Origin of the sequence: Enterobacter sp. 22466, assembly GCF_052044775.1 — a bacterium.
Classification (GTDB): domain Bacteria; phylum Pseudomonadota; class Gammaproteobacteria; order Enterobacterales; family Enterobacteriaceae; genus Enterobacter; species Enterobacter dissolvens.
This window is the reverse complement of the sequence record NZ_JBQENX010000001.1, coordinates 853,599-867,335: the sequence shown is the minus strand read 5'-3', so window position 1 is coordinate 867,335 and position 13,737 is coordinate 853,599. Positions and strand designations below refer to the sequence as shown.

The following is a 13,737-nucleotide window of genomic DNA, read 5'->3' as shown; positions in this document are numbered from 1 at the left end:
CACATTTAACACGGTTGCACAAAGTTGCAACATGGTGGATATTTCAGGCTAACCACCGAACATCATGAAAGAACAACAGGAGTTTTGGCATGGGCATGACCACCATGGGGGTTAAGCTGGATGACGCAACCCGCGAACGGATTAAGACCGCAGCAACCCGCATTGACCGCACGCCGCACTGGCTAATCAAGCAGGCGATTTTTAACTATCTCGAACGGCTTGAGAGCGACGAAGGTCTGCCTGAGCTGCCCGCCCTGCTGGCGGGTGCCGCCAATGAAAGCGATGACGCCACCGTCGCGGCCGAGGAGAATCACCAACCGTTCCTCGAGTTCGCCGAGCAGATCCTGCCGCAATCCGTCAGCCGTGCCGCCATTACCGGCGCGTACCGCCGTGCTGAAACCGACGCTGTGCCAATGCTGCTGGAACAGGCTCGCCTGCCAGAAGCCGTTGCGGCGCAGGCGCACAGCCTGGCGTATCAACTGGCCGACAAGCTGCGTAATCAAAAAACCGCCAGCGGCCGGGCCGGCATGGTGCAGAGCCTGCTGCAGGAGTTTTCCCTCTCTTCGCAGGAGGGCGTGGCGCTGATGTGTCTGGCGGAAGCGCTGCTGCGTATTCCGGATAAAGCCACCCGTGATGCTCTGATCCGCGATAAAATCAGCAACGGCAACTGGCAGTCACACATTGGCCGCAGCCCGTCGCTGTTCGTTAACGCCGCCACCTGGGGTCTGCTGTTTACCGGCAAACTGGTCTCGACCCACAATGAAGCCAACCTCTCCCGCTCCCTGAACCGTATCATCGGTAAGAGCGGCGAGCCGCTGATCCGCAAAGGCGTGGATATGGCGATGCGTCTGATGGGCGAGCAGTTTGTTACCGGGGAAACCATCGCCGAAGCGCTGGCCAACGCCCGCAAGCTGGAAGATAAAGGGTTTCGCTACTCTTACGACATGCTGGGTGAAGCGGCCCTGACCGCTGCCGACGCGCAGGCCTACATGGTCTCTTACCAGCAGGCGATCCACGCCATCGGTAAAGCCTCTAACGGCCGCGGTATTTATGAAGGCCCGGGCATCTCAATCAAGCTCTCCGCCCTGCACCCGCGCTACAGCCGCGCGCAGTACGACCGGGTAATGGAAGAGCTCTACCCGCGCCTGAAATCCCTGACCCTGCTGGCGCGCCAGTATGACATTGGCATCAACATTGACGCCGAAGAGGCAGACCGCCTGGAGATCTCGCTCGATCTGCTGGAAAAACTGTGCTTCGAGCCGGAGCTGGCAGGCTGGAACGGGATTGGCTTTGTTATTCAGGCCTACCAGAAACGCTGCCCGTTCGTTATTGATTACCTGATTGACCTGGCCAGCCGCAGCCGTCGTCGTCTGATGATCCGTCTGGTCAAAGGTGCCTACTGGGACAGCGAGATCAAACGCGCCCAGATGGAAGGTCTGGAAGGCTATCCGGTTTACACCCGCAAGGTATACACCGACGTCTCTTACCTCGCCTGTGCCAAAAAACTGCTCGGCGTGCCAAACCTGATCTACCCGCAGTTCGCTACCCACAACGCCCACACCCTGGCGGCGATCTATACCCTGGCCGGACAGAACTACTATCCGGGCCAGTACGAATTCCAGTGCCTGCACGGCATGGGTGAACCGCTGTACGAGCAGGTCACCGGTAAAGTGGCCGAGGGCAAACTGAACCGTCCGTGCCGTATTTATGCCCCGGTGGGTACCCATGAAACCCTGCTGGCGTACCTGGTGCGTCGTCTGCTGGAGAACGGAGCGAACACCTCCTTCGTTAACCGTATTGCCGATACCACCCTGCCGCTGGACGAACTGGTTGCCGATCCGGTGCAGGCCGTTGAGAAAATGGCGGCTCAGGAAGGCCAGATTGGTCTGCCGCATCCGAAGATTGCCCTGCCGCGCGAGCTGTACGGCAAAGGCCGCATCAACTCGGCGGGTCTGGATCTCGCTAACGAACACCGCCTGGCGTCCCTCTCTTCTGCCCTGCTCAACAGTGCACTGCAGAAATGGCAGGCCAAACCGATGATGGAACAGCCTGTCGCAGACGGCGAGATGCAGCCGGTGATCAACCCGGCAGAGCCAAAAGATATTGTTGGCTACGTGCGTGAAGCCACGGAAGCGGAAGTGGAGCAGGCGCTGGAGAGCGCGGTAAACAACGCGCCAATCTGGTTCGCCACCCCGCCGCAGGAGCGTGCCGCCATTCTGGAACGCGCCGCGGTGCTGATGGAAGATCAGATGCAGTCGCTCATCGGTATCCTGGTGCGTGAAGCGGGGAAAACCTTCAGTAACGCTATCGCCGAAGTCCGCGAGGCCGTGGACTTCCTGCACTACTACGCAGGCCAGGTACGCGACGATTTCGATAACGAAACGCACCGCCCGCTTGGTCCTGTGGTCTGTATCAGCCCGTGGAACTTCCCGCTGGCGATCTTCACCGGCCAGATTGCCGCCGCGCTTGCCGCAGGCAACAGCGTGCTGGCCAAACCGGCGGAGCAAACCCCGCTGATTGCCGCTCAGGGCATTAACATCCTGCTGGAAGCGGGCGTACCGGCGGGCGTGGTGCAGTTGCTGCCAGGCCGGGGTGAAACGGTGGGTGCGAAGCTCACCGCGGATAACCGCGTGCGTGGCGTGATGTTTACCGGCTCCACCGAAGTGGCCTCTCTGCTGCAGCGTAACATCGCCACCCGTCTGGATGCCCAGGGCCGCCCAACACCGCTCATCGCGGAAACCGGCGGCATGAACGCCATGATTGTTGACTCCTCTGCCCTCACCGAGCAGGTGGTGGTTGACGTGCTGGCCTCCGCCTTCGATAGCGCCGGTCAGCGCTGCTCCGCCCTGCGCGTGCTGTGCCTGCAGGACGACGTGGCCGACCACACGCTGAAGATGCTGCGTGGTGCCATGGCCGAGTGCCGCATGGGTAACCCGGGCCGTCTCACCACCGATATCGGGCCGGTGATCGACGCGGAAGCCAAAGCCAACATTGAAAACCACATTCAGGCCATGCGTGCCAAGGGCCGTCCAGTGTTCCAGGCCGTGCGCGAGAACAGCGAAGATGCCCGCGAGTGGCAGACCGGCACCTTTGTGCCGCCAACGCTGATTGAACTGGCAAGCTTCGACGAGCTGAAAAAAGAGGTCTTCGGTCCGGTGCTGCACGTGGTGCGTTACAACCGTAACAACCTGAACGCGCTGATCGAGCAAATCAACGCCTCCGGCTATGGCCTGACGCTCGGCGTGCATACCCGCATCGACGAAACCATCGCCCAGGTCACCGGCAGCGCCAAAGTGGGCAACCTGTACGTCAACCGCAACATGGTGGGTGCGGTCGTGGGCGTACAGCCGTTCGGCGGCGAGGGGCTCTCCGGCACCGGTCCAAAAGCGGGCGGTCCGCTCTACCTGTACCGTCTGCTGGCAAACCGTCCGGAGAACGCGCTGGGCGTAACGCTGGCACGCCAGGATGCAGACTATCCGGTGGACGCGCAGTTGAAAACCGTGCTGACGCAGCCGCTGGAAGCCCTCATCACTTGGGCGGAAAAACGTCCTGAGCTGCGTGCTGTCGCTCAGCAGTACGGCGAACTGGCGCAGGCTGGCACGCAGCGTCTGCTGCCGGGGCCTACCGGCGAACGCAACACCTGGACGCTGATGCCGCGCGAGCGCGTGCTGTGCGTGGCGGATAACGAACAGGATGCGCTGGTTCAGCTGGCCGCCGCGATGGCAACGGGTTGCGAAGTGCTGTGGCAGGAAGAGGGTCTGCACCGCGATCTGGCGAAGCAGTTGCCGAAAGCGGTTTCTGCCCGCATTCACTTTGCCAAGCCTGATGCCCTGCTTGCGCAGCCATTTGACGCGGTTATCTACCACGGTGATTCCGATCAGCTGCGCGAACTGTGCGAGCAGGTTGCGGCCCGCAGCGGTGCCATCGTTTCCGTGCAGGGCTTCGCCCGCGGTGAAACCAACCTGCTGCTGGAGCGCCTGTACGTGGAGCGCTCGCTCAGCGTCAACACCGCGGCGGCGGGGGGTAACGCCAGCCTGATGACAATCGGCTAACGCTGTGCTAATAAGGCTCCGGAGACGGAGCCTTATTTTATTGGGGAGTGTATGAAACGATTTATTATCGCAGGTGCAGCACTGCTGCTCAGCGCCAGCGCGCTGGCCGACGAGTGCGACAAAGCGACCACCCAGCTTGAACTGAATACCTGTAGCGCGCAGCAATACCAGGCTGCCGATAAAAAGCTCAACCAGACTTATCAGGCCGCCATTAAACGTGCGGCGGCCCCACAGCGTGACCTGCTGAAAAAGGCGCAGCAGGCGTGGATTGCCCTGCGCGATGCAGACTGCAACTTTATCGGTTCCGGTACCGAGGGGGGCAGCGTGCAGCCTATGATCATTAGTCAGTGCCTGACAGAGAAAACCGTGGAACGCGAGGCGTTTCTGGCCTCGCTGATGCAGTGTGAAGAGGGCGACTTAAGCTGTCCCCTCTCCCCGTAGGTTGAGGGATCCCCATAAAATAATACCTGCACGGAGGACTCCCTCTCCCTTAAGGGAGAGGGTTGGGGTGAGGGGGAACATATGGCTGTAGAGGTCATTCCGTTCACTTTATGTTCCTTGCTACTCTGTAACAACATGACCCGTGAACGTGCCAGGGTGGCTCAATCGCCACCACCCTGGCGACCCGGGCTCCCGGCGGTAAATCGCCGCTTCGCGGTGCCCTCGGCTTATTCCTTCCGGCTTATCGGGGACGGGCGGAGGTAACGTCCCTGTAAAGCCGCCCTCTCGGCGCATCCATGCGCCTCGCCCCGGCCTGCAGGAAACGCCTCAGCGATTTACAGCCGGACCAGGGCGTCGCTGTAAGTCATTCATTTTCCCGGAACAACATTCATCGCTTTCGGTAAAAAATTACTGGGGATCCCTCAGTCCACAGGGAGAGGGTTAGGGTGAGGGAAACTAGCGCACGCGGATCCCTTCAATAATCATCCGCTGCACGTTTTCGAGGGTGCTCTGGAAAAACGCTTCGTCCTGCAGCGTCTTTCCGGTTACCGCTTCCACCTGGGCCGCAAAATCAGCGTAGTGCTGGGTGGCGGCCCAAATCATAAAGATCAGATGCTGCGGATCGACAGGTGCCAGTTTGCCGCTGGCGACCCATCCGGCGATGATCGCGGATTTATCGTCCACCAGCTGTTTCAAATCACCCGTCAATTCGGCCTTCAGCAGCGGCGCACCCTGCAGCATCTCCAGACAGAACAGCCTGGATGCCTGCGGATAATCACGGGAGACCTCCAGCTTCAGGCGAATGTACTCTTTGATCGCCACCAGCGGGGTGAACTCCTGACGAAAGGCTTTCAGCGGCGCCAGCCAGATATCCAGGATCTGCTGCATCACCGCCACGTACAGCGCCTCTTTCGACGGGTAGTAATAGAGCAGATTGGTTTTGGACACCCCGGCCTGCTCCGCCACCTGCTCCAGGCGCGTGCCGTGAATGCCAAACTGCGAAAAAGTCTCCAGCGCCGCACTGAGGATGGCGTGTTTTTTGGCGCTCACCGCCTGCGAACGTTTACCTGCTGTTTTCACTGCGCCTTGTGTCATCCCGCTCTCCTTATTCTGCGTTGCCATCAGCATAGCAAAACCCCCGCCTCGCCACGACATTCTGCACTCCCATCGCGCATGAATGCCTGTTTTGTGTGCAATGTTTTTGACCAGTTAGTCCACTTTTGTCGCGCTCAATTCACCAACCATTGATTAACACGTTAATAACAAAGCCATTTTAAAAACTGGCACCGCCTTTGCAAAACCCTGTTCACCTGCAACGTAGTGAAGAGAGGTTCGTGATGAAAATTGGCGTATTTGTACCCATCGGCAACAACGGCTGGCTTATCTCGACCACTGCCCCGCAATACATGCCGACCTTTGAGCTGAACAAGGCCATCGTGCAAAAAGCGGAGCACTACCATTTCGACTTTGCACTTTCGATGATCAAGCTGCGCGGCTTTGGCGGCAAAACCGAATTCTGGGATCACAATCTGGAGTCCTTCACCCTGATGGCTGGCCTGGCGGCGGTGACATCACGGATTCAGATTTACGCGACCGCCGCCACGCTCACTCTGCCGCCGGCCATCGTCGCGAGGATGGCCTCTACGATCGACTCCATCTCCGGGGGGCGCTTTGGCGTTAACCTGGTCACCGGCTGGCAAAAGCCGGAGTACGACCAGATGGGGCTCTGGCCGGGAGATGAGTACTTCTCGCGCCGTTATGAGTACCTCACCGAATACGTGCAGGTGCTGCGCGATCTGTGGGGCACCGGTAAGAGCGATTTCAAAGGCGACTACTTCACGATGAACGACTGTCGCGTCAGCCCGCAGCCTTCTGTGCCCATGAAGGTGATCTGCGCCGGACAGAGCGACGCGGGAATGGCATTCTCGGCAAAATACGCCGACTTCAACTTCTGTTTCGGTAAAGGGGTCAACACCCCCGCCGCTTTTGCCCCAACCGCCGCACGTATGAAAGAGGCCGCCGAAAAAACCGGGCGCGATGTGGGATCTTACGTGCTGTTTATGGTCATTGCCGACGAAACTGACGAGGCCGCGCGCGCCAAATGGGAGTGTTATAAGGACGGGGCCGACGACGACGCCCTGAGCTGGCTCACCGAGCAGAGCCAGAAAGATACCCGTTCAGGTGCAGACACCAACGTGCGCCAGATGGCCGACCCGACCTCTGCCGTCAATATCAACATGGGCACGCTCGTCGGCTCGTATGCCAGCGTCGCCAGAATGCTTGACGAAGTAGCTGCCGTTCCCGGCGCGGAAGGCGTGCTGCTGACCTTCGACGATTTCCTCACCGGCGTGGAGACCTTCGGCGAGCGCATTCAGCCGCTGATGCAGTGTCGCGCCCACATTCCTGCCATCACCAGGGAGGTGGCGTAATGACAACCCTTAACGCTCGTCCGGAAGCCATCACTTTTTCGCCACAGCAGAGCGCGCTGATTGTGGTGGATATGCAAAACGCCTACGCCAGCCCCGGCGGTTATCTGGATCTGGCAGGGTTTGACGTCTCCGCCACCCGGCCGGTGATTGAGAACATCAAAACCGCCGTTGCCGCTGCACGCGCCGCCGGGATGCTCATCATCTGGTTCCAGAACGGCTGGGACGATCAGTACGTGGAAGCCGGTGGCCCCGGCTCGCCCAATTTTCACAAATCGAACGCCCTGAAAACCATGCGCAAACGGCCCGAACTGCAGGGCAAGCTGCTGGCGAAAGGCGGCTGGGATTATCAGCTGGTGGATGAACTGGTGCCAGAGGCGGGCGATATCGTGCTGCCCAAACCGCGCTACAGCGGCTTTTTCAACACCCCGCTCGACAGCCTGCTGCGCAGCCGCGGTATTCGTCATCTGGTCTTTACCGGCATTGCCACCAACGTCTGCGTGGAGTCGACCCTGCGCGACGGCTTCTTCCTGGAATATTTCGGCGTGGTGCTGGAAGACGCCACCCATCAGGCGGGGCCGGAATTTGCCCAGAAAGCGGCGTTGTTCAATATCGAAACCTTTTTTGGCTGGGTCAGTAACGTCGCCGATTTTTGTGACGCCCTGACGCCACCGTTAGCCCGTATCGCCTGAGGAGAGAGACCATGCCGAAATCCGTGATTATTCCACCGGGCACCAGCACGCCGATTGCGCCGTTTGTCCCCGGTACGCTCGCCGATGGCGTGGTGTACGTCTCCGGCACCCTGCCGTTTGATAAAGACAACAACGTGGTGTTTATCAATGACCCAAAGGCGCAAACGCGCCACGTGCTGGAGACGATCAAGACCGTGATCGAAACCGCGGGTGGCACGATGGAGGATGTGACGTTCAACAGCATCTTTATCACCGACTGGAAAAACTACGCCGCGATTAACGAGATCTACGCGGAGTTTTTCCCCGGCGATAAACCGGCCCGCTTCTGCATTCAGTGCGGGCTGGTGAAGCCGGACGCGCTGGTTGAAATCGCCACCGTTGCGCACATTGGAAAGTGAGGCTGCCATGAAGCTCTCCGTCTCACCGCCCCCGTTTGACGGCGCGCCCGTCGTGGTGCTGATTGCCGGACTCGGCGGGGGCGGCAGCTACTGGTTACCCCAGTTAGCCGCGCTGGAACAGGAGTACCAGGTGGTCTGTTACGACCAGCGTGGCACCGGCAATAACCCTGACACCCTGCCGGAAGATTACACCCTGGCGCAAATGGCCGGTGAGCTGGCACAGGCCCTGGCCGCTGTAGGGATCGCCCGCTACTGCGTGGTCGGCCATGCGCTGGGGGCGCTGATCGGCCTGCAGCTGGCGCTCGACAACGCCGATGCCCTCACAGCGCTGGTGTGCGTCAACGGCTGGCTGACGCTGAATGCTCATACCCGACGCTGCTTTCAGATCCGCGAACGGCTGCTGCATGCCGGTGGCGCGCAGGCGTGGGTAGAGGCACAGCCGCTGTTTCTCTATCCGGCAGACTGGATGGCCGCCCGCGCGCCGCGTCTGGAGGCGGAAGAAGCGCTGGGGCTGGCGCACTTTCAGGGTAAAACCAACCTGCTGCGCAGGCTGAACGCGCTGAAAAAGGCCGACTTCAGCCGCCATGCCGCCCGCATTACCTGCCCGGTGCACCTTATCTGTTCCGCCGACGACATGCTGGTGCCGTCTGTTTGCTCGTCCGAGCTGCAGGACGCGATCCCGCACAGCCGCAGCGCGGTGATGCGCCAGGGAGGGCATGCCTGCAACGTCACCGAGCCTGAGACCTTTAACACCCTGCTGCTGAACGGGCTTGCCAGCCTGCTGCACAGCCATGAACCCGCTTTATAAGGAGTTTAGATGAGCGAAGCCATTACCTCTGCCGCGCTGGATTCACTGTTCACCGGCGCACGCACCCACAACGGCTGGCTGGACATACCGGTCAGCGACGAGACGCTGCGCGAGATCTACGACCTGATGAAATGGGGGCCCACCTCCGCCAACTGCTCCCCGGCCCGTATTGTGTTTGTGCGCAGCGCAGAGGGAAAAGAGAAGCTGCGCCCGGCGCTCTCCAGCGGCAACCTGGAGAAAACCCTCACCGCACCGGTCACCGCGATTGTGGCGTGGGACACGGAATTCTATGAGCGTCTGCCTGAACTGTTCCCGCACGGGGATGCGAAGAGTTGGTTTACCACCAGCCCTGCGCACGCTGAAGAGACCGCCTTTCGCAACAGCTCCATGCAGGCCGCTTATCTCATCTTGGCCTGTCGCGCCCTGGGGCTGGACACCGGCCCGATGTCCGGTTTTGACCGGCAAAAAGTCGACGAAGCCTTTTTCACCGGCACGCTGCTGAAAAGCAATCTGCTGATCAATATCGGCTATGGCGATGTGGGCAAACTCTACGGCCGTCTGCCGCGCCTGGCCTTTGAAGACGCCTGCGGGCTGGCGTAAGGAGCCATCATGACGACACCCGATAAACAAACCTTTCGCGATGCCATGGCCTGTGTGGGCGCGGCGGTCAATATCATCACCACCGACGGCCCTGCTGGCAGAGCGGGCTTCACCGCCAGCGCCGTATGCAGCGTCACCGACTCGCCCCCGACGCTATTGGTGTGTCTTAACCGCGGCGCGTCCGTCTGGCCGACGTTTAGCGAAAACCGCACCCTGTGCGTCAACACCCTGAGCGCCGGACAGGAGCCACTCTCCAACCTGTTTGGCGGCAAAACGCCGATGGAAGATCGCTTCGCCGCTGCCCGCTGGCAGATGGGTGAGACGGGCTGCCCGCGTCTGGAGGAGGCGCTGGCCTCGTTTGATTGCCGTATCAGCCAGGTGGTCAGCGTCGGCACCCACGACATTCTGTTTTGCGACATCGTGTCCATTATCCGCCACCCCGCCCCGCAGGGGCTGGTGTGGTTTGACCGCGGCTACCACGCGCTTATGCGACCCGCCTGTTAACCTTTCTTAAGGAAGCAGCTCATGGCAATGTTCGGATTTCCCCACTGGCAGTTGAAATCGACCTCTACAGAACCTGGCGTGGTCGCGCCGGATGAACGGCTCCCGCTCGGGCAAACCCTGGTGATGGGCGTCCAGCACGCGGTTGCCATGTTTGGTGCAACGGTGCTGATGCCGATGCTGATGGGCCTTGATCCCAATCTCTCCATTCTGATGTCGGGTATTGGCACCCTGCTGTTCTTTTTTGTCACCGGCGGGCGCGTGCCCAGCTATCTGGGCTCCAGCGCCGCCTTTGTTGGCGTGGTCATCGCCACCACCGGGTTTAACGGTCAGGGGATCAACCCCAACCTGGGCGTCGCCCTCGGCGGCATTATCGCCTGTGGTCTGGTCTATACCCTGATTGGCGTCGTGGTGATGAAGATCGGAACCCGGTGGATCGAGCGAATGATGCCGCCAGTGGTTACCGGCGCGGTGGTGATGGCGATTGGCCTGAACCTGGCGCCAATTGCCGTGAAGAGTGTCTCCGGCTCGCCGTTTGAGAGCTGGATGGCGGTGATCACCGTGCTGTGTATCGGTCTGGTGGCGGTATTCACCCGCGGCATGGTTCAGCGTCTGCTGATTCTGGTCGGGCTGATTGTGGCCTGTCTGATCTACGCCCTGCTGGCCAATGTCTTTGGCTTCGGCAAGCCTGTCGACTTTACCCTGCTCCATCAGGCTGCCTGGTTCGGTCTGCCGCAGATCACGTCGCCAACCTTTAACACACAGGCCATGATGCTTATCGCCCCTGTCGCGGTGATCCTGGTGGCGGAGAACTTAGGGCATCTGAAGGCCGTGGCGGGCATGACCGGGCGTAGTATGGATCCGTATATGGGGCGCGCGTTTGTCGGGGATGGCCTGGCGACGATGCTCTCCGGGTCGGTGGGCGGCAGCGGTGTCACCACCTACGCCGAGAACATTGGCGTGATGGCGGTAACGAAAGTCTACTCCACGCTGGTGTTCGTGGCGGCGGCGGTCATGGCGATGCTGCTCGGCTTCTCACCAAAATTTGGTGCGCTGATCCACACCATTCCCTCGCCGGTCATCGGCGGCGCATCGATTGTGGTGTTCGGGTTGATTGCCGTGGCGGGAGCGCGCATCTGGGTACAGCATCGCGTCGATCTCAGCCAGAACAGTAACCTGATTATGGTGGCGGTCACGCTGGTGCTGGGTGCAGGTGATTTTGCCCTGACGCTGGGCGGATTTACGGTTGGCGGGATTGGTACGGCGACCTTTGGGGCGATCCTGCTTAATGCCCTGCTGAGCCGCCGGAAGGGGGATGAAGCGCAAGGGGAAGCCATCACCCCCTCCACCTGATATAAAGGCCCCTTTCTTGCCGGGTGACGCTGCGCTTACCCGGCAATCGCCTTACGTCGTTTTTTGAGCTTTAGCTCACTCACCAGCACCCCAACAACGATAAACGCCGCGCCGACCAGCGCCAGCAACGGTAAGCGTTCTCCGGCAATGCGTCCAAAAATCCCCGCCCAGACCGGTTCACCGGTGTAGATGACCGTCGCCCGCGTCGGCGACACGCTGCGCTGTGCCCAGTTCATGGTCACCTGAATAATGGCGCTGAAAATACCCAGCCCCAGTGCCACCACCACCAGCCCGGCAGACATCGGCGGAACCGACTCCCCTGCCGGAACCATCGTCGCGAACGCCACCAGCGACGCCGTGGCAAGCTGTACCACCGTGACGCGCTTTACGTCGACCTTCCCGGCCCAGGCACTGATGAGGATAATTTCTGCGGCAATCGCAATGGCTCCCACCAGGGTAATGATCTCGCCCGGCCCCAGCGCCAGCAGGTTATTTTCCGGCCCGGCCAGCAAAATCAGGCCGATAAACGCCAGCACAATACCAATGCAGGACATCACACCCGGCAGGCGTCCCAGACACAGCCATTGCAGTAGTGGCACCAGCGGCACATACATGGCGGTGATAAAGGCCGATTTACTACTGGAGATAGACTGCAATCCCCACGTCTGCAGGCTATACCCCATGGCAATCGCCACGCCAATCGCCACCCCAGCCTGTAGCTCTTTCAGGGTCAATCCGCGCAGGGTTTTCAACGAGATTAAGCCCACGGCAATCGCTGCCGTCGCAAAGCGCAGGCCGACAAAGAAGAACGGATCGCTCAGGGTGACCGCATACTGGACGGCGAGAAAGGTTCCGCCCCAGAACATGGTGATCAGAATGAGGATCGCTTCCTGAGGTTTGACGGAGAAGGTAAAACGCGAAACGGACATGAGGCACCAGAGCAAAGGGTCAGAAGTGTAGTGTGCGATGCCTTTGGTTACAGTTCAATGTTGCAAAAATAAAAAAACCGCCGGGAAACCCGGCGGCAGGGAGATCAACCCGGCGAACTACTTATTGCCGCCATGGCTGTTTTTACCCCCTTTTTTGCCAGCCTCAGATGCGCGCTGAGGGTCATTTTTAAAATTACCCCCGCTATGCTGGCCACCTTTACGGCCTGCTTCTGATGCTCTTTCACGATCTTCGGCGAAATTACCTGAACCACCACGATGGTTTGCCATCTCTAACCTCCAGTGTGTGAAACATTAGACATCATATTGCATTCAGTAAAAGAGGATCCTTTCACCTCGCGGCTAAAGGACATTGCCTTTATCTGTGCCGCGTGAAACTAAGCTTAGTGGACTGAGGGTATCCGGCAAGCTGTAGTTAATATTCTGCAACATCATCTCAGTCTTTCGGGTGAGAATACGTGACGGTCACTCATAAGCCTTTCTTATCATTTTAAAAATCGTCGCGCGGAAAAATGTTTCATTTTGCTACAAAGCGCTTTTGCCAGCATATTGTTATAAATCAAAGAAATGCCGTTCATTTTTGCAGTCTGGCTGTGATGTCATATCTTTAAATGAACGCAGCGATTCGCTGTCAGAAAAAACAAACGAGGAGTGATGCAAAATGGCTAAAGTTCTGGTGCTCTATTATTCCATGTATGGACACATTGAAACCATGGCTCACGCGGTAGCAGAAGGTGCAAACAAAGTGGACGGCGTCGAGGTTGTGGTAAAACGCGTACCGGAAACCATGCAGGCAGAAGCGTTCGCCAAAGCCGGGGGCAAAACCCAGAATGCGCCGGTCGCCACGCCTCAGGAGCTGGCGGATTACGACGCCATTATCTTCGGCACCCCCACCCGTTTCGGCAATATGTCAGGTCAGATGCGCACCTTCCTCGATCAGACGGGCGGGCTGTGGGCCTCTGGCGCGCTGTACGGCAAACTGGCCAGCGTGTTCAGCTCCACCGGGACCGGCGGAGGCCAGGAACAGACGATTACCTCAACCTGGACTACCCTTGCTCATCATGGGATGGTGATTGTACCGATTGGCTATGGCGCGCAGGAACTGTTTGATGTCTCTCAGGTACGTGGCGGAACACCTTACGGTGCAACCACCATTGCCGGTGGCGATGGATCCCGACAGCCGAGCAACGAAGAGCTCGCTATCGCCCGCTATCAGGGTGAATACGTCGCGGGTCTGGCCAAAAAACTGAACGGCTAACTCAACAGGAGGACAAGCATGCCAACTCAAGAATCCAAAGCTCACCACGTGGGCGAATGGGCAAGTTTACGCAATACCTCTCCGGAGATCGCCGAAGCCATTTTTGAAGTCGCGAAATACGACGAAAAACTGGCAGAGCAGATTTGGGAAGAAGGCAATGATGAAGTGCTGGTACGCGCCTTCGAAAAAACGGACAAAGACTCGCTCTTCTGGGGTGAGCAAACCATCGAACGTAAAAACGTCTGAACGTTTCCCCCCGCC

At 59.4% G+C, this 13,737-nt stretch carries 14 protein-coding genes; 11 read left to right on the top strand and 3 right to left on the bottom strand.

Annotated features, from left to right (window positions below):
* The first annotated feature begins 89 nt into the window (after positions 1-89).
* Together putA and ACTJJI_RS04070 are read left to right on the top strand one after the other, a co-directional pair.
* A complete protein-coding gene (gene putA / locus ACTJJI_RS04075; protein ID WP_440653136.1) occupies positions 90-4,052 on the top strand; it encodes a trifunctional transcriptional regulator/proline dehydrogenase/L-glutamate gamma-semialdehyde dehydrogenase in 3,963 nt (1,320 codons plus the stop codon).
* 51 nt (positions 4,053-4,103) lie between these two features.
* Positions 4,104-4,493, top strand: coding sequence for a lysozyme inhibitor LprI family protein (locus ACTJJI_RS04070; RefSeq protein ID WP_046889864.1), 390 nt, complete (start codon positions 4,104-4,106; stop codon positions 4,491-4,493).
* 456 nt (positions 4,494-4,949) lie between these two features.
* On the opposite strand, the gene rutR is transcribed toward ACTJJI_RS04070, so the two are convergent.
* Positions 4,950-5,588, bottom strand: a complete 639-nt coding sequence (rutR, locus tag ACTJJI_RS04065) for an HTH-type transcriptional regulator RutR (protein ID WP_047362586.1) — start codon at positions 5,586-5,588, stop codon at positions 4,950-4,952.
* 242 nt (positions 5,589-5,830) lie between these two features.
* On the opposite strand from rutR, the gene rutA reads away from it, so the two are divergent.
* The 7 genes from rutA to rutG are packed head-to-tail and all read left to right on the top strand — an operon-like array spanning position 5,831 to position 11,271.
* Positions 5,831-6,922 carry a pyrimidine utilization protein A gene (gene rutA, locus ACTJJI_RS04060; protein ID WP_014831388.1) on the top strand — a complete coding sequence of 364 codons (1,092 nt, stop codon included), beginning with the start codon at positions 5,831-5,833 and terminating at the stop codon, positions 6,920-6,922.
* Positions 6,922-7,611, top strand: coding sequence for a pyrimidine utilization protein B (rutB, locus tag ACTJJI_RS04055; protein WP_014831387.1), 690 nt, complete (start codon positions 6,922-6,924; stop codon positions 7,609-7,611). Before rutA ends, rutB begins: the two co-directional genes overlap by 1 nt.
* Positions 7,612-7,622: 11 nt before the next feature.
* A complete protein-coding gene (gene rutC, locus ACTJJI_RS04050) occupies positions 7,623-8,009 on the top strand; it encodes a pyrimidine utilization protein C (RefSeq protein WP_013097195.1) in 387 nt (128 codons plus the stop codon).
* A gap of 7 nt (positions 8,010-8,016) precedes the next feature.
* Positions 8,017-8,817 carry a pyrimidine utilization protein D gene (gene rutD, locus ACTJJI_RS04045; RefSeq protein WP_047024040.1) on the top strand — a complete coding sequence of 267 codons (801 nt, stop codon included), beginning with the start codon at positions 8,017-8,019 and terminating at the stop codon, positions 8,815-8,817.
* Positions 8,818-8,826: 9 nt separating this feature from the next.
* Entirely contained in the window at positions 8,827-9,417 is a 591-nt protein-coding gene (locus ACTJJI_RS04040) for a malonic semialdehyde reductase (protein ID WP_334751802.1), read from the top strand.
* Positions 9,418-9,426: 9 nt separating this feature from the next.
* Positions 9,427-9,921: an NADH-dependent FMN reductase RutF gene (gene rutF, locus ACTJJI_RS04035; protein WP_047024038.1), complete on the top strand. Its 495-nt coding sequence runs from the start codon at positions 9,427-9,429 to the stop codon at positions 9,919-9,921.
* Between the two features lie 21 nt (positions 9,922-9,942).
* A complete protein-coding gene (rutG, locus tag ACTJJI_RS04030; protein ID WP_048972202.1) occupies positions 9,943-11,271 on the top strand; it encodes a pyrimidine utilization transport protein G in 1,329 nt (442 codons plus the stop codon).
* A 35-nt stretch (positions 11,272-11,306) separates the two neighbouring features.
* On the opposite strand, the gene ACTJJI_RS04025 is transcribed toward rutG, so the two are convergent.
* Together ACTJJI_RS04025 and ACTJJI_RS04020 are read right to left on the bottom strand one after the other, a co-directional pair.
* Positions 11,307-12,200 carry a DMT family transporter gene (locus ACTJJI_RS04025; protein WP_440653131.1) on the bottom strand — a complete coding sequence of 298 codons (894 nt, stop codon included), beginning with the start codon at positions 12,198-12,200 and terminating at the stop codon, positions 11,307-11,309.
* A gap of 117 nt (positions 12,201-12,317) precedes the next feature.
* Positions 12,318-12,488: a general stress protein gene (locus ACTJJI_RS04020; protein WP_013097201.1), complete on the bottom strand. Its 171-nt coding sequence runs from the start codon at positions 12,486-12,488 to the stop codon at positions 12,318-12,320.
* A gap of 391 nt (positions 12,489-12,879) precedes the next feature.
* Here ACTJJI_RS04020 and wrbA point away from each other — a divergent pair, with 391 nt between their 5' ends.
* Both wrbA and ACTJJI_RS04010 read left to right on the top strand, forming a co-directional pair.
* Entirely contained in the window at positions 12,880-13,476 is a 597-nt protein-coding gene (gene wrbA, locus ACTJJI_RS04015) for an NAD(P)H:quinone oxidoreductase (protein ID WP_013097202.1), read from the top strand.
* An 18-nt stretch (positions 13,477-13,494) separates the two neighbouring features.
* Positions 13,495-13,722 carry a YccJ family protein gene (locus ACTJJI_RS04010; protein WP_008499832.1) on the top strand — a complete coding sequence of 76 codons (228 nt, stop codon included), beginning with the start codon at positions 13,495-13,497 and terminating at the stop codon, positions 13,720-13,722.
* Positions 13,723-13,737: the final 15 nt, after the last annotated feature.